The sequence below is a fragment of the Ktedonosporobacter rubrisoli genome (assembly GCF_004208415.1).
In the GTDB taxonomy this organism is placed as follows: domain Bacteria; phylum Chloroflexota; class Ktedonobacteria; order Ktedonobacterales; family Ktedonobacteraceae; genus Ktedonosporobacter; species Ktedonosporobacter rubrisoli.
Genome location: NZ_CP035758.1, coordinates 4,899,054 through 4,914,484, shown reverse-complemented (window position 1 = coordinate 4,914,484; position 15,431 = coordinate 4,899,054). Strand labels below are relative to the sequence as shown.

Here is a 15,431-nt window from a genome sequence, read left to right as displayed (position 1 = left end):
TGGGAAAGCCGCTTTTTATTATGCTACTGAGCCGGAGAAAAGAGGAATCTCCATATCTATAAACAGTACTCTGTTACTTTCTGTTACTTTCTCTTCTCGCGAACCGTCCTGGACAATTGCGTAGGACGCTTCAATACTAAAAATTGTAGAGAATTTGTGGAGAATACATGAAACAAACTTTGACACAGTGTAATCCGGAGGACGTTTCTGAAGAGTTGGCTGATCTGGGGAGGCAGCCGCAGCGTCGAATACGAAGCTATCGCCCAACTCCCTGGATAATTGTGAACCGTCTACTAGACATAGCAGATGACGTAACAGGCGGACGTGCAGACTGGTGCCAACGCTTTATCACCTACCTCTTTATCGGCGGGTTTGCAGCCCTGGTTAATCTGGCCGTCTTCTATCTGGTCTTCTACTGTATTCCTCTGCCAGTTAGCAATGTGACACATAACCTCATAGCTTATGTTCTAGCTTGTGAAATTTCTATAATGGCCAATTTTGTGCCAAATGATTATTTTACCTTCCGTCATCTCTCTGGACATGATCGCTCCTGGCAGTCGCGCTGCTTACGTTACCATATTACCTCTATTGGTGGGAGTGTGTTAACTCTATTGATCCAGTTTGGATTTACTTATTTGGGCCATGTGCCTGCCATCGTTTCTCAAGCCGGTGCTCTGATCCTGGTTCTGATCTACAATTTTTCCTTCCACCACCTATTCACCTATCGGCAGGTAAAGCCTGCTACTAATTAGAAGCTCTGCGAGATTAAAATGAGCCTCCTTGACATTCAAGGAGGCTTTTTGGTAGACAATTTCAGCTGCTACTTCAAGCCCAGCGAACCAGGCCCATCCCGTATTTTTCCGTCAGGTTCTGGTGATAAGGGACGACGCGCACGTTATAGGCAAGGCTCCCAGTTACCTCTGGTTTTAGATGGATGTCATAGCGGTATGAGCCATCCAGCTCGCGCTTGGTATAGCTCATTGGCAATGCTCGTTGGGATAGCGCCTGCTCATCTTTGGTCTCTCCATATACGAGCTCAACGCGAATATCGTCTGGACACAGGTTATCCATACGCACCCAGGCATGTACCTCAATACCCTCGCCCAGGCTGAGCTGTCCCTCGCGCTGCCCCTCGACGTATAACTCAAGACTATTCCAGCCGCGCCTAATATGATCTTTCCAGCTTGCCAGGGTACGGGCATGCTCATACTGGCTATGCTCGATGTTCTGGCTTTGCTGGATGGCAGGGACATAATAACGCGTTGTATACTCCTTGACCATGCGGCGCATCGAGAACTGTGGAATGCATGTACGCATGGCTTCCTTCATAAAGCTGATCCAATGATGAGGAATGCTATCCTGGCCGCGCTCAAAGAATGTAGGAATAATTTCATCCTCTAGCAGTCTGTATAGATCAAGGCTATCTGCTTCCGCCTGAACCTCTTGATCGTGGTATTCGCGTTCCTCGCCGATGGCCCAGCCATTTTTGCCATTGTATCCTTCGGCCCACCAGCCATCAAGAATGCTGCAATTTGGTTGCCCATTGATGGCGGCCTTCTGGCCGCTGGTACCGCTGGCCTCAAAGGGACGAATGGGATTATTCAGCCAGAGATCGGTGCCAGAAACGAGATAGCGAGCCATGTCGATATCGTAGTTTTCTAGCAAGATAATCTTCCCGCGAAATTCATCGCTACGGGAGAAACGATAAATTTGCTCGATTAAGGCCTTGCCTGGCTCATCGGCCGGGTGGGCCTTGCCGGCGAAGATGATCTGTACTGGCCGCTGCGGATCGTTCAAAATGCGGCGTAGCCGCTCTATGTTGCGGAAGAGGAGCGTCGCCCGTTTGTAGGTTGCAAAGCGACGGGCAAAACCGATGATGAGCGCTTTAGGGTCGAGCATGCGCTCGATTTCGTCGATTTGGAGCGATCCTTCGCCAAGGCGTAAGTGCTGCAGTTTCAGGCATTGGCGGGCATAGGCAATCAGATTTTCCTTGCAGTGATTATGGGCCTTCCACAATTCAGCATCAGGCAGATTGCCAATATGCTCGTTCCAGAATTGCTGATCATCGACATGCTTGCCCCAGTCCCGCTCAAGGTAGCGTCCCAAGAGCTCGTTAATTGCGGGAGCCATCCAGGAAAAAGTATGTACGCCATTGGTGATATAGCCAATAGGGACTTCATCTGCGTCGACGCCGGGCCAGAGAAACTGCCACATATTGCGCGAGACGGCGCCATGAAGCTTACTGACCCCGTTGTGCTGACCCGTGAGCTTGAGAGCAAGCACCGTCATACCATACGTTGGTCCCCAGCCGTGATCTTCGCGTGCCACCTCCATAAACTGGTCCCGGTTTAACCCGAGCTGACCCCAATAGGAGCCGAAATACTTATCGACAAGATCGTAATTGAACGTATCATTTCCGGCCGGTACGGGGGTGTGAGTGGTGAAAATCGAATTTGCGGCTACGACTTCCCAGGCTTCATAAAAATTGAGCCCGCTGGCCACAAGTTCTCTGCAGCGCTCCAGGCTAAGAAAGGCTGCATGGCCCTCGTTAATGTGCCAGGCGTCAGGCGAGATGCCCAGAGCCCGTAAAGCCCGTACCCCGCCAATGCCAAGGACAATCTCTTGCGAGATGCGTATCTCGCGATCGCCTCCATAAAGACGGGCAGCTAGCTCGCGATCGCCGGGAGCATTGGGCGCAACGTCAGTATCCATCAAATAAAGAGGAATACGGCCGATCATCAGTTTCCAGACCTTGGCATAGATGCGGCGTCCAGGCAAATCTACATTAATGACAATCTCATTCCCATCTGAGCAAACTGCTGGCACGACGGGCGCTTCGGAAAAGTGTAGCTTTTCGTATATAGCCTCCTGGGTGCCTTCGCGTGAAACACGCTGTTGAAAGTATCCCTGCGGATAGAGAAACCCCACCCCTACAAAGGGCAAGCCGAGATCGCTTGCTTCTTTGCAGTGATCTCCCGAGAGGATACCCAGACCGCCTGAATAAATAGGAAGAGATTCATGGACACCAAACTCGGCCGAGAAATAAGCAATAGTTTTTCTCGTGAGCTCTGGATAAGTGCGTGAGAACCAGGTTTCATCTGCTTCAGGATGCATGTAATGATCAAAATCGCTGATAATCGTATCGTATTGTCGTAGATAGTCTTCAGCTTCGGCAGCCTCGGCAAGTTTTTCCGGCGATACCTCACTCAGCAAGCGCACAGGATTATGCCCTACTCGCTCCCATAACTCAGGATCAAGGATGCTGTAGAGGGCACGTGCTTCAGGATGCCAGCTCCACCAGAGATTGTATGCTAACTCGTACAAGCGGCTGATCCGAGCTGGCATAATGGGAAAGACTGTTATGCGACCGTATACTTTCACAGGGCGCATCCTTTCTATGTGTCCTGACTATATGTATAGCTAGATATGCTATTAGTGATACAAACACTCGCCGTCGTTGTTCACGAGGGATGCTTTGGATTGTCCATGCCCTCGAAGCGATAAGCAGCGTACAGTGCAGCATCATTGTGACTACTATCAGTATATCGTTTCGGATAAAACGCGGTCAATTGTCATAGCAGTCAATTTGTTCTATACTGGCTATTGCAGTATCCTGAAGATGGGCATGGCGAGATAGCTTCTCAAGCTTATGCGGTTCTCTACCATCAACATTTCTATCCAGCTAAAAAGCTGCTAAGCCGCGCGCCCAGACCACCTGGTAAATAAAGCGAAGCAAGGGTGGCCCCTGAATAATTAGCTTGGATCAGGAAGGGAAAAACAGGTGAAGAAGCAACCGGTCTCCCGCACATATACTATCAGCAAAGTGCTGGGAATTGTCTTGCTGATCATAGGCTGTATATGGCTGGCACGAATTTTTCTGTCCCCACATACCGGTACGGAGGGCGCCGTTAAATGGAGGTTCCCGGGTCTGGTACCGGGAGCAGGCTCAGAAGATCAAATACCCGCTTTGCAGGCAGCTGGTATTACGCTCAGCAGTGCGGATCAGCAGCCTGGTTTGAGTCAGCAGCAAGCTCTTCTGCTGGCCGATCAGCTTGAAGCCGATGCGGCTATGAAGGCAAGGAACAAGACTGCCAGATATGTGCTTGTAAGCTATTCTTCCACTGCCACGCCAGCAGCTCACACACCTTTAAATGATGTGCCCGCATGGCTGATCTGGTACCAACAGATACCCTTACAAGCGAGCGATGCAGAAGTCGATCCTACGCCTTCCCCTCAGTCCTCGCACGATCTCTATGTCTTTCTTGATGCTAATAGTGGCAAGGAATTGCTGGCAGTGTGGGTATAGTACCCAGCAGATTTGCGGGAGGGGAAGCTGTATTTGTAGCGAAGCTGTCAAGGTGAGTTTGTTGAAAACATCCCGAGGGCCCCGCAGCAGGAGTCGCTTTGGGAGCCTCACCAGAAACCAGGACAGGTTTACTGTCGTGGAACCTATAACGGCCCGCTCTTTCACAGAGCTAAAACTAGCTTTCAATATCCAAATGACGATTGGAAAAAGCGGAATTGTTAAGGGCCGCGTCGCGATCGAGCGAGTTACGAGCGAGCTAGCTAGTCAGGCCCTTAACCGGAGACCTGGGGCCGTATCCCCAGATACCTTCTCTCTGCTCCGTCTACGGCTGCGCGCTCATCAAACGAAGTGTGACAGCGCACTAGCTGTCATGCATCTTGATCCAACCATGGCGTAGGGCATGGACTACAGCCGCAGTACGATCATTGACTGAGAGCTTTTTTAAAATAGAAGTTATATGATTTTTAACTGTCTGATCACTGATTTTGAGCGACTTAGCAATTTCCTTATTACTGTTGCCGCGTGCAATATAATCAAGAATTTCTACTTCACGGCTAGAGAGTGGTGAATACAGATCTTTAGCGCCCTCATCTTCCTCTTCCACAGTTAATTCACGGAACGATTTGAGGACACGGCTAGCCAGTTGAGGCTTTGAGAGAACGTCATCGTTGATCAAATATTCACCGCGACTCACCTTGCGTACAGCCTCAGCCAACTCATTGGGGGTAATATTGCGTGTATAGTAAGCAGCAGCGCCGACCTTAATCGATTGGAAGAGGCGCTCCTCATCTTCATTTGGGGTAAGAATGACGATAGCTATGCGCGGCGCAGTATGGCGTACCTGCCGCGCGATATCAAGTGGATCAGAAGATGTGAGACCAGCATCGATTAATGCCACGTCAGGGCTACTCGTACGTACTAGTTCGAGTACCTCGACTATATCGGTTGACGTGCCGACAATTGTACATTCGCCCGTGGACTCTAATATAGCACGAATACCCTCGCGGAACAGAGGCTGTTCATCAATAATGATGACACGTATCTTTTCCATGTAGTCCCTTCGTAGAAGAGTAGACAGCGTTGAGACTGTGCGCTACACTGCCTACACTCTTTAGTTGTGTAATCTTAAATGGTGTACTTCACACGCTTAAAAAAGTATTATCCCGCATTATACAGGGGAAGTCATACATCTCAAGATTGTTGCATAATTATACACACAAAATACGTTGTGAACAATTGGTACTGCGGAAATTCCCATAGCTGTACTAATAAAAGGGGGGAGATACGAAATTTGGGGCTGCTCGTGGAAGCTTGAATACGTCAAGAGTTGTGTCGCAAGCATGCGATTCTGGCAAGAACAACTCCTGACGTACTCGGTTAGGGAAAAGGCGTAAACTGATTAAAGACGCTCTAGCTGGCTCATCGTAGTGTTGATAGCTCTTCTGAGGGTATCGATGACCCCCGTACCTGTCACCGCGACAGCCTCAAAACTAGGAACGCGGTAGGGGTTGAGATACTGCTCCAGTAAGGAAATTGGGAGCACATCCTGAAGGTCGCGCTTATTCCATTGCATGATGAGAGGAAAATTTGTCACATCTTTTTTCATGTGACGGAGGCGCTCCTGGAGCTCATTCCAGCACTCAATGTTCTCCTGTAATTTGCTGGCCTGGGAATCGGCCACGAAAATTACGCAATCAGCATTCTTAAGCACTGAGAAACGCGTTTGCTGATACAAGATCTGACCGGGAACTGTGTAGAGGTGGAAACGGATGTTGAAACCCTGCACTTGCCCTAGCTCAAGAGGAAGCAAATCAAAATACAGCGTACGCTCGGTCTCCGTATCGATCGAGACCATTTTACCAACATCCTGAGCTCGAACTGTGCTGTATATATAATGGAGATTCGTCGTTTTACCGCATAGACCAATCCCATAATAGACGATCTTACAGTTGATCTCTCGTTTCGCAAAGTTTATTTGGGACATATATGACTGCTCTCCTGCCCGTCGTATGCGCCCTTACCTGCCCGGGTAGAATGGAGTAGGTAAGCATGGCACCACTTCTGTCGGGGACAGTATACCTTATTTTCTTGAAATTGCCAACGTTGTAAGACTTTCAGGGGTAACTGCTCCCAAAGGCGCCCGGCGCGGATTTTAGACCTGACGTACCTTCTGGTCGTTACCATGTATTTTACCCGAAAATGCCTTTAATTGAAATAACTGTTGTCAGCAGAAAATTCGTGGATGGTGTATAACCGTATGTTATGTTTTATCTTTGTGCCTGGCGAGGCAAACATGAGCCCTGCCATGCTCAGTGCTTGCACACGGCTGTTTAAACTTCTTGTTTTTGCCTCACCCACCCGCCGGCAAAGAAGGAAAAATGGAGGCGCCCTATGTCTCGGCAGATGACAATTCGCTTGCTCGCGACGTAGGCAGTCCTCGATGCTCCTGCCTTTGACGAGAAGGAAATGGCCTTGATGCTTGCGCTTTTCCCATTGACGAATGACGCAGAAAAGGCTAGACTTACCACACAAAGGGGCTAAATCATCACATCACCGCTGCGTGATTTTGGAGATAAGGTAGAACAAGAATTATGACTACTACAGTAGATGCACCAATTGATACTGATTACGAGGTCGTCATTGGACTTGAGGTACATTCACAGCTGCTCACAAAGAGTAAGATGTTCTGCGCTTGTAGTACCGGTTACGCCAATGAGGCACCAAACACACACGTTTGCCCCATTTGTATGGGCATGCCTGGAGTAATGCCAGTAATTAACCAGGAAGCAGTTACTTATACGATCATGACCGCTCTGGCCCTCAATTGCTCGATCCCTGACTATTCCAAGTTTGACCGCAAGAGTTACCCCTACCCCGATTTGATGAAGGGGTATCAAATATCTCAATACGATGTTCCCCTCAGTCGTAATGGTTATCTAACCATTGATCTAAATGGAGAGACGCGCAAGATTGGCATTACGCGCGTTCATCTGGAAGAAGATACCGCCCGTTTGCTCCACCATGAAGGCTATAGCCTGATTGACGTCAACCGCGCCGGCACGCCGCTGATGGAGATTGTGAGCGAGCCGGATATGCGTAGCCCCGAGGAGGCGCGGTTGTATATGCAAAAGCTGCGCGAGATACTGGTCTATCTTGGCGTTGCATCCGGAAAGATGGAAGAAGGTAGTTTGCGCTGTGATGCCAATATCTCAGTGCGTCCACGTGGCCAGGAGGAGTTAGGCGTTAAGACCGAAATCAAGAATATGAATAGCTTCCGCGCTGTTGAGCGCGCCCTCGATTATGAGGCTCGTCGGCAAATTGCGCTTCTGCGTGAGGGCGGAGTTATTCACCAGGAGACGCGTGGCTGGGTTGAGACGAAAGGTGTTACTGTAGGACAGCGTAGTAAAGAACAAGCTAATGACTATCGTTACTTCCCGGAACCCGATCTGCCACCATTGCTGATTAGCCGCAAACAGGTAGAGGAGATACGTGCCCATCTGCCCGAATTGCCCGATGGACGCCGAGCTCGCTATATCAGCGAATTTGGCCTCTCTGTGCAAGATGCAAATGTAATGACCGAAGATAAGTCCCTTGGCGATTACTTTGAGCAGGTTATGGCGATTTCACCAACCGGTGATCGCAAGGCGCGGGCTAAGTTGGCTAGCAACTGGCTTCTCAGCGAACTGGTACGGCTATTAAAAGCAAGCTCTGTCGCTATACAGGATTGTGCTGTTACACCCGCTGCTCTTGCCAACCTGCTGGATCTGCTTGAGAAGGAGCGCATTACCGGCAAGCAAGCCAAAGATGTGCTCGATGAGGCTTTTGCCTCGGGCGAGATGCCAGAGGAGATTGTTAAGAAGAAGGGCATTAAGCCGCCTATTAGCGATCAAGGAGCTCTAGAGAAAATTGTAGAGGGGGTGATTGCCAATAATCCCAAGATAGTTGCCGATTATCGTAAAGGGAAAACAAATGCCGCACAGGCGCTGGTTGGGCAAGTGATGAAACAAACACGGGGCCAGGCTAAGGCTGATATAGTTCAGGCCCTTTTGAGGAAAAAGCTGGATGAAACACAAGAATCGTAGGTTATGGCATAGTTCTACTCAATGGCATTACACGAGGCTGTGTATACCATGTGGCACGAGGAAGTAAACGCTATGCACGAAGATGTGAAAACATTTAATCCTTATCAAATGGCGGTGCAGCAGTTTGAACTGGCGGCTGATAAGCTGGGTCTCTCCGAAGATATGCGAGAGATCCTGCGTCAGCCCAAGCGCGAACTAACAGTTCATTTTCCCGTACGCCTGGATAATGGACGGATTAAAACGTTTACGGGTTATCGTGTTCAACATAATGTGAACCGTGGTCCGGCTAAAGGAGGCATTCGCTATAGCCCTGAGGTGACCCTTGATGAGGTCAAGGCTCTGGCTATGTGGATGGCCTGGAAATGTGCAGTGGTGGGAATACCCTATGGGGGAGCAAAAGGCGGTGTCATTTGCGACCCCAAAACGATGACCTCTGCTGAACTAGAACGTATGACGCGTCGTTATGCGACCGAGATATCGATCGTTATCGGTCCACATAGCGATATACCAGCCCCTGACGTGAATACTAATCCCCAGGTAATGGCGTGGATTATGGATACCTATTCTATGCATGAAGGTTTCTCGATTCCCGCCGTTGTTACTGGTAAGCCTCTCTCTATCGGCGGTAGCGAAGGGCGTAGCGACGCCACGGCTACCGGAGTCCTCTTCGTAACCAGGTGCGCTGCTGAGCGTATTGGAATGCCTTTGCGCGGAGCCCGCGTGAGCATTCAAGGCTATGGGAATGCAGGTAGCGTTGCGGCGCGCCTCTTCCATAACGAAGGATGCAAGATTGTTGCGGTTAGCGATTCGCGCGGAGGAATCTATAACGAATCTGGCCTTGATCCTATTGCGGTCTTACGTCATAAGCAAGAACGTGGCTCTGTGGTTGGGTTCCCCTCTGCTCAAGCTTTAAGCGAGCAGGAGGTGTTGGAAGTTCCCTGTGATATCCTTATTCCGGCGGCCACTGAAGGCGCCATAACAGCCGAGAATGCCGGGCGTATTCAAGCTCGCATCATTGCAGAGGCTGCTAATGGGCCAACTACACCTGAAGCTGACGCGCTCCTCCTCAAAAAGAACTGTCTGGTAATCCCGGATATTCTGGCTAACGCCGGGGGGTTACTGTGAGCTATTTTGAGTGGGTACAGGATATCCAGAGCTTCTTCTGGGGCGTTGAAGAGATTACACAGCGCTTAAAGGTGATCATGGATCGCTCTTTTGCTGCTGTCGCTGATAAAGCCGATCAGTATCATTGCGATATGCGTCTGGCAGCCAGTATGTTGGCAATTTCGCGCGTCGCGGAAGCAACGCAGATCCGAGGAATTTATCCCTAGAAGCCGAGAAACAATTTCTCGACTCCGACCGGCTGCCAAGCAACCTTTGTATCTATGTATGCAAGTAGATCTATGTGGCATTACACCTGATTACAGATTCGCTGCATAAAAATACAGGGTGGCTGTTCAATTGCCACCCTGTATAGTCCCTGCTTAGAAGCCGCGCCTGGGCTCGCGGCGACTTTTCTTAAGTGGCTGTTTCACGGGCCGGCCGGGCCTATTCTTTTTCCGTCCACGTGCACTCCAGTCGAGGTCCTCGTCTTCCTCTTCCTCCTCTTCGTCCTCTGCATAGAGGTCTTCGTCCTCCTCTTCCTCATCAGAACTGAGGTCTACGTCGGGGATATCTGTATCATCAACAGACATTTCCTGTAGATCCTGCTCCTCATCGCTGACGTCCAACTCAAGGCCTTCAGTACCGTTCTCTGGCTCAATGAACTCTTCTGGAGCAGATATCGGCTCAGCGACGGGATGGACGATAGTTTCTGCCTGCCCATCGACTGACGTGTTGCTGCTATGATCTTCTGGCTCTGCTACCCGTGCGGACTTGCGCGTTTGTGCTGCTTCCTGCTCTGCTTCGGCCTGTTCTGCCTCCTCGCTGGGCTTGGGTGCCCCAATAATCCTCCGTCCGGCGGCAACGTCCAGCCAGAACTGAGAGTAGTAATGCGATCTTTCTGCGTCTTTCTCGCTGTCTTTTCTTGTCATGAGATGTGCGGTGTATCTGGCGAGTATTCCTTACCAGCTCCTCTCCCTCTTGAAGGGAAAGGTACCGCGCCTCCTTTCATTTTGGATGTGCTAACAGGCAACACCCTTTTATAAGTCTATTCCTTTACAGATAAAACGTGCTTGCATCTATCAGTCTGCGACATTCTACAGATCCAAAAGGTATGCACCTGAATTCTCTATCATACCATTGTCGTCATAATAAAAAGAAAGTAATAGGCTGTCAAGGTACCATATGGGGGGCTTTGAGCGGCCTGCCAGGCCCTTTTAGCGTTTGTCAAGACCCCATGTGCATGAATTTCTGGGGCCTGAAATTTGCCGGGGAATCCTGGCAAACCTATAATATACCAGGTAGCAGAGACCCGATATACTACAAATATACATCTTTTGAACTAGATATTGCCTGTTGGTGTCCACTAGATGCACCTTGCTCTACACGAAGAGGAACTGGATCTAGTAATGGAGGTTATTTTGAGTAGAATACTGGATAGCATTGATGATCCAACTCAATTGCGAGCTTTGACGATTCCCCAGATGGTACAGTTGGCGCAAGAGATCCGAAGCGAGATTATTGAAAAAGTTTCGGTGCGGGGTGGACACCTGGCCCCTAATCTTGGCGTAGTTGAGCTCACCATGGCGCTCCACGCCGTGTTTCATACGCCTGATGATCTGCTAGTTTGGGATATCGGCCATCAAGCCTATGTGCATAAGCTCTTGACAGGGCGCCGCGAGCGCTTTCATACGATTCGGCAGTTCGGAGGACTTTCTGGCTACTTGCGCCGTGAAGAAAGCCCTTATGATGTCTTTGGTGCCAGTCATGCCAGCACGTCTATTTCGGCGGCTCTTGGCCTGGCGGCGGCTCGCGATTTGCAGGGAAAAGACTTCAAGGTTGTAGCCATTATTGGGGATGGCGCTTTGACAGGTGGGATGGCCCTAGAAGCGCTGAATAATGCTGGGAGCCTCAAGAAAAATCTGATCATCGTTTTGAACGATAATGAAAAGTCAATCTCTGATAATGTGGGCGCGCTGCATCACTATTTAGGTGAGGTGCGCAGGCTACAAACGACGCCAAGCTACCGTCGGTTACGCGAGATGGCCAAGGAGTCCATCGAGAAGTTGCCAGTTGTGGGGGATATGGCGCGTGAGGCTGCGGGCCGCGCCGAGACGAGTCTCAAGCAGTTTGTGATGCATAGCAAGAGTGGCGCTATCTTTGAAGAGCTGGGAATTAAGTTCTTTGGCCCTTTTGATGGTCACGATCTGCCCCTTATGCTCGACGTTTTTGAGAATGTCAGGCAAATTGCGGGGCCGGTGATCGTTCAGATGGTGACGACGAAGGGGAAGGGCTGGGAGGTAGCAGAAAAGGATTCCACGAAATGGCATGGGCCCGGGGCATTTGATTACAAGACTGGAACCATTAAGAAAAATCCCACCGATCCTCCTACCTATACCGAAGTTTTTGCTAATACTCTTGTGGCCCTGGCTGAGCAAGATCCCACAATTGTAGGCATTACTGCTGCTATGGCTGAAGGCACGGGGCTCAAAAAGCTCCATCAGCGTTTCCCTGAGCGCTATTTTGATGTGGGTATTGCTGAGCAGCATGCAGTTACTTTTGCGGCTGGCCTGGCAGTGGGAGGATTGCGCCCGGTCACTGCTATTTATTCGACCTTCCTGCAGCGAGCCTATGATCAGGTTGTTCATGACGTGTGCATGCAAAATCTGCATGTTGTATTCGCCATGGATCGGGCCGGGATTGTTGGCGAGGATGGCCCGACTCAGCATGGCGTATTCGATATTGCCTTTCTGCGCACCATCCCACGTATGCAACTGATGGCTCCTAAAGATGAGGAAGAATTGCGCCATATGCTCTATACGGCAATATATATGGATGGCCCGGTTGCTTTGCGCTATCCGCGCGGCAAGGGCGCCGGGGTACCTCTGGGAAAAGATCTGGTGAAGCTGGAAGTTGGCAAGGCCGAGCTCATATCTCCCCAGAAGCTTGAGCATGCTGTGGGCAGCGAATGTGCTATTCTTGCCTATGGCTCAACTGTTGCTCAAGCAGAGGTTGCCGCCAGGGAACTGGCCGAAGAAGGAATTCAGGTTGCTGTCGTAAATGCGCGCTGGGCCAAGCCGCTTGATGAGGAGCTCATTTTGCGTCTGGCAAGAGGCACAAGGCGGCTGGTGACGATTGAGGATCATATGGTTGCCGGCGGCTTTGGCAGCGCAGTGCTGGAATTGCTGGAGAAGCATGGATTGCTTCATGAGGTCGATCTTCGGCTCATCGGGCTGCCAGATAAACTGGTTGAGCATGGGGCACCGACGATTCTCAAAGAGCTCTATGGACTATCTTCAGCTCATCTTAAAGAGGTTATTCGCGAGATGCTTGGCTCAAGCCGGCGCACGTTGCCAAGTGTCTAGCCAGAACTTGTCTTGGGAGAAAGTGCCTGCCGGAAAGGCACTTTCTAGGCCAGAATGCGCCCATCACGCATGGTAATGATCTGGTGAGCCCTCTGTCCCACTTCTAGGGCATGGGTGACAATGACGAAGGTTTGCCGATTTTCCTGATTCAACTGGCATAGGAGATCCATTATCTCTGCCGCGGTCTCGCTATCAAGATTTCCGGTAGGTTCGTCAGCCCAGACAATGGTGGGGTCATTGATAAGTGCGCGTGCTATGGTGACGCGTTGGCGCTGGCCGCCTGAGAGCTCGGCGGGACGATGCCTGGCCCGGTCGGCCAGACCTACCCGGCTCAACATTTCCAGAGCACGTTTTCGGGCTTGGCGGGCCGATACTTTTGAGACGAGGAGCGGCAATTCCACATTTTCTACGGCGCTAAGCACTGGCAGCAGATTGAAATCCTGGAAGATAAAACCCATATATCTGGCGCGAAATGCCGTGCGTTCTTGATCGCTCAGCTCACCTAGATGGGCTCCCTGGATAAGGATGTCGCCCTCATCAATCGTATCGAGACCGGAAAGACAATTCAGCAGGGTAGTTTTGCCACAGCCACTTGGACCCATAATAGCAATCATATCTCCACGCTTTATCGCCAGGTTGATATTGCTCAATGCGTCAACACGCAACTGGCCGTTGCGATAGATCTTCTTGAGATCGTGAGCCTCAATGATGATATCAGTGTCTTTGATAAACAACCCCCTTTATGCTTTGTTGCTGTTGCCTGGAAAGGAGGCCATGGTCTCTAGCTGGTCCGGCCTGTTGATCGTAATGTGCTTGCGTCCAAGCTCGATGGCCCCACTTTCTCTGAGCTCACGCAGCGCTGTACTTACCGTTTCTCGGTATACCCCAAGATGTTCCGCTAGCTCTTCGTGGCTTAGACCATCTACGACAAGCATACCTGAAGCTGGCTCTGGCGTGTGGGCCAATTGTAGTAGAAGCAGGGCGAGCCGAGCAGAAGTACTTTTAAATGCTGTATTGATCAGCTGCTCTTCAAGTTGCATAATGCGCTGCCCTAGTATTTGCGTCAACGCTAAGGTAACAGAGGGTTTATGGATAAGAAGGGGCTCTAAATCCTGCTTACTCATCGTATAGATGCAGGCTTCCTCAATAGCTTCGGCAAAGCTGCTATGCGTGCCGCCACTGAGTAAAGGCAGCTCGCCAAAACACTCTCCGCTGCCCAGCGTTGCCGTGATGAGCTTGCGGCCATCGAGGGATAGGTGATAGAGCTGAACATGGCCACTTTTGAGGAGAAAGAAGAGCGTGCCTGTCTCACCAGGGCGAAAGAAGATGCGCCCCGGCGAACAGGTAATCACTGTCGTGATACGATCCAGTTCGTGAATCTCTTCCGAGCCGAGGTGACTGAAGATATCAGTGTGTGCTAGAAACGACATCTTGTCCTCGGCCCTGCTGTTGGAAGTAGATAGGATCTTGCTCTGTGATCGTTTCCCTCTCACGCAGTTGCTTTCTTAATACTGCTGTTGTTGATCTCCATGAAAAGTATTGTATCATAAGCAAACCGGGTGCGCAGACCCACCTGTCACGAAGCGCTGGGAGGAAGCATCTCCTCCTCATTTGCCACTGGTGCAGCGCTCAGAACCTTCTATAAAGGTCCTGGTCGGGCCTGCTCGGAGCAAACTCACAAATTTTCTGGCAAGCCCATCCCATTGAAGGGATGAGCTTCTCATGCCATAGGCAAAACTAATTGTCTGGATTGGTGAGATAGATAGCCTCAGTCCGGTTACGTGCGTGCAGCTTCTCGAAAATATTTTGTACATGCTTATGTACAGTGGATTCGGCGATGCATAGTTCGCCGGCAATCTCGCGGTTCTTACGGCCGCGGCGCATCAGGTCGAGAATCTCCTGTTCCCTCCCAGTGAGGGGGCGCTTGGTGTTGGTTGGTAGGCCAGGTGAAGTGCAGAGCTGCTCTGCGGAGAGGGCTGCCGTGACTGCACGTCTTCCCGAGCGGCGAGGAGTGCGGTAAGCGATGCTGCCTGCTGAGGCAAATGAACCTGCTGTGGAGAAGGGGCCGTGAGCTTGCCAAATAGCGCGTAAGTGGGCCAGGACTTGCGTGGCCAGCGAGCCTGGAATGCAGAGATCGTTGCGAGCGGCGCAGCGTATCGCGTGCACAAGTGCCTCCGGCTCGATATCCTTGGTGATATAGCCGATAGCGCCCCTCTGGATGGCCTGAAATACATGCTGCTCTTCGTGTGATGCTGTAAAAATAACAACACGTGAACCGGGAGAGCAAGCCAGAACCCGCTCAGTTGCCTCAAAACCGTTGCAATCAGGCATATCAAGGTCCATAAGAACGACATCTGGCTGTGTTTCAGCGGCCCGGGTTTCTGCCTCAAGACCGTTGCCGGCCTCTGCAACTACAGATAAATCGCCTTCTTTTTCGATGACCTCTCGTACAGCACGCCTCATCAATAAATGGTCATCGACGACCAAAATCTTTACCATGTATTCTTCCCTTTCTACGTCTGCTACCCCTGAAAATGATATGAGCTAATTAGTCATAAATGTGTACCACTATATACT

11 protein-coding genes and 1 pseudogene are annotated in these 15,431 nt (G+C 50.6%); 5 read left to right on the top strand and 7 right to left on the bottom strand.

Translation table 11 applies throughout. The features are described from left to right. Positions 1 to 167: 167 nt before the first annotated feature. The gene (locus EPA93_RS21480; protein ID WP_129889479.1) at positions 168 to 752 is read left to right on the top strand and encodes a GtrA family protein; all 585 of its coding nucleotides are present in this window, start codon (positions 168 to 170) and stop codon (positions 750 to 752) included. Positions 753 to 825: 73 nt separating this feature from the next. On the opposite strand, the gene glgP is transcribed toward EPA93_RS21480, so the two are convergent. Beyond that, complete coding sequence (gene glgP, locus EPA93_RS21475) at positions 826 to 3,390, bottom strand: alpha-glucan family phosphorylase (protein ID WP_165423303.1); 2,565 nt, start codon at positions 3,388 to 3,390, stop codon at positions 826 to 828. A 391-nt stretch (positions 3,391 to 3,781) separates the two neighbouring features. Here glgP and EPA93_RS21470 point away from each other — a divergent pair, with 391 nt between their 5' ends. Beyond that, positions 3,782 to 4,306: a hypothetical protein gene (locus EPA93_RS21470; protein WP_129889477.1), complete on the top strand. Its 525-nt coding sequence runs from the start codon at positions 3,782 to 3,784 to the stop codon at positions 4,304 to 4,306. 361 nt (positions 4,307 to 4,667) lie between these two features. Here EPA93_RS21470 and EPA93_RS21465 read toward each other — a convergent pair whose 3' ends face one another. Further along, a complete protein-coding gene (locus EPA93_RS21465; protein ID WP_129889476.1) occupies positions 4,668 to 5,357 on the bottom strand; it encodes a LuxR C-terminal-related transcriptional regulator in 690 nt (229 codons plus the stop codon). Between the two features lie 348 nt (positions 5,358 to 5,705). After that, positions 5,706 to 6,290 carry a GTP-binding protein gene (locus EPA93_RS21460; protein WP_129889475.1) on the bottom strand — a complete coding sequence of 195 codons (585 nt, stop codon included), beginning with the start codon at positions 6,288 to 6,290 and terminating at the stop codon, positions 5,706 to 5,708. Positions 6,291 to 6,897: 607 nt separating this feature from the next. On the opposite strand from EPA93_RS21460, the gene gatB reads away from it, so the two are divergent. After that, entirely contained in the window at positions 6,898 to 8,388 is a 1,491-nt protein-coding gene (gatB, locus tag EPA93_RS21455; RefSeq protein WP_207229617.1) for an Asp-tRNA(Asn)/Glu-tRNA(Gln) amidotransferase subunit GatB, read from the top strand. A 72-nt stretch (positions 8,389 to 8,460) separates the two neighbouring features. Continuing rightward, positions 8,461 to 9,719 (top strand): annotated as a pseudogene (locus tag EPA93_RS21450) (Glu/Leu/Phe/Val family dehydrogenase). A 153-nt stretch (positions 9,720 to 9,872) separates the two neighbouring features. Here the strand turns inward: EPA93_RS21450 and EPA93_RS21445 are convergent. Further along, positions 9,873 to 10,421 carry a hypothetical protein gene (locus EPA93_RS21445; protein ID WP_129889474.1) on the bottom strand — a complete coding sequence of 183 codons (549 nt, stop codon included), beginning with the start codon at positions 10,419 to 10,421 and terminating at the stop codon, positions 9,873 to 9,875. 489 nt (positions 10,422 to 10,910) lie between these two features. Between EPA93_RS21445 and dxs the strand changes: the two genes are divergently transcribed. Then, positions 10,911 to 12,854, top strand: coding sequence for a 1-deoxy-D-xylulose-5-phosphate synthase (gene dxs, locus EPA93_RS21440; protein WP_129889473.1), 1,944 nt, complete (start codon positions 10,911 to 10,913; stop codon positions 12,852 to 12,854). A 44-nt stretch (positions 12,855 to 12,898) separates the two neighbouring features. Here dxs and EPA93_RS21435 read toward each other — a convergent pair whose 3' ends face one another. The 3 genes from EPA93_RS21435 to EPA93_RS21425 form a co-directional block, all read right to left on the bottom strand. Then, complete coding sequence (locus tag EPA93_RS21435) at positions 12,899 to 13,588, bottom strand: ABC transporter ATP-binding protein (RefSeq protein ID WP_129889472.1); 690 nt, start codon at positions 13,586 to 13,588, stop codon at positions 12,899 to 12,901. A gap of 6 nt (positions 13,589 to 13,594) precedes the next feature. Continuing rightward, the gene (locus EPA93_RS21430) at positions 13,595 to 14,284 is read right to left on the bottom strand and encodes a Crp/Fnr family transcriptional regulator (protein WP_129889471.1); all 690 of its coding nucleotides are present in this window, start codon (positions 14,282 to 14,284) and stop codon (positions 13,595 to 13,597) included. 307 nt (positions 14,285 to 14,591) lie between these two features. Beyond that, the gene (locus tag EPA93_RS21425) at positions 14,592 to 15,353 is read right to left on the bottom strand and encodes a response regulator (RefSeq protein WP_129889470.1); all 762 of its coding nucleotides are present in this window, start codon (positions 15,351 to 15,353) and stop codon (positions 14,592 to 14,594) included. Between the last annotated feature and the right edge of the window lie 78 nt (positions 15,354 to 15,431).

What these genes read in the sequence shown, in the direction of transcription:
- EPA93_RS21425 (WP_129889470.1), bottom strand. Translation starts at nt 15,353, where the DNA reads ATGGTAAAGATTTTGGTCGTCGATGACCATTTATTGATGAGGCGTGCT.
- glgP (WP_165423303.1), bottom strand. Translation starts at nt 3,390, where the DNA reads ATGCGCCCTGTGAAAGTATACGGTCGCATAACAGTCTTTCCCATTATG.
- EPA93_RS21480 (WP_129889479.1), top strand. Translation starts at nt 168, where the DNA reads ATGAAACAAACTTTGACACAGTGTAATCCGGAGGACGTTTCTGAAGAG.
- EPA93_RS21460 (WP_129889475.1), bottom strand. Translation starts at nt 6,290, where the DNA reads ATGTCCCAAATAAACTTTGCGAAACGAGAGATCAACTGTAAGATCGTC.
- EPA93_RS21445 (WP_129889474.1), bottom strand. Translation starts at nt 10,421, where the DNA reads ATGACAAGAAAAGACAGCGAGAAAGACGCAGAAAGATCGCATTACTAC.
- EPA93_RS21430 (WP_129889471.1), bottom strand. Translation starts at nt 14,284, where the DNA reads ATGTCGTTTCTAGCACACACTGATATCTTCAGTCACCTCGGCTCGGAA.
- EPA93_RS21465 (WP_129889476.1), bottom strand. Translation starts at nt 5,357, where the DNA reads ATGGAAAAGATACGTGTCATCATTATTGATGAACAGCCTCTGTTCCGC.
- gatB (WP_207229617.1), top strand. Translation starts at nt 6,898, where the DNA reads ATGACTACTACAGTAGATGCACCAATTGATACTGATTACGAGGTCGTC.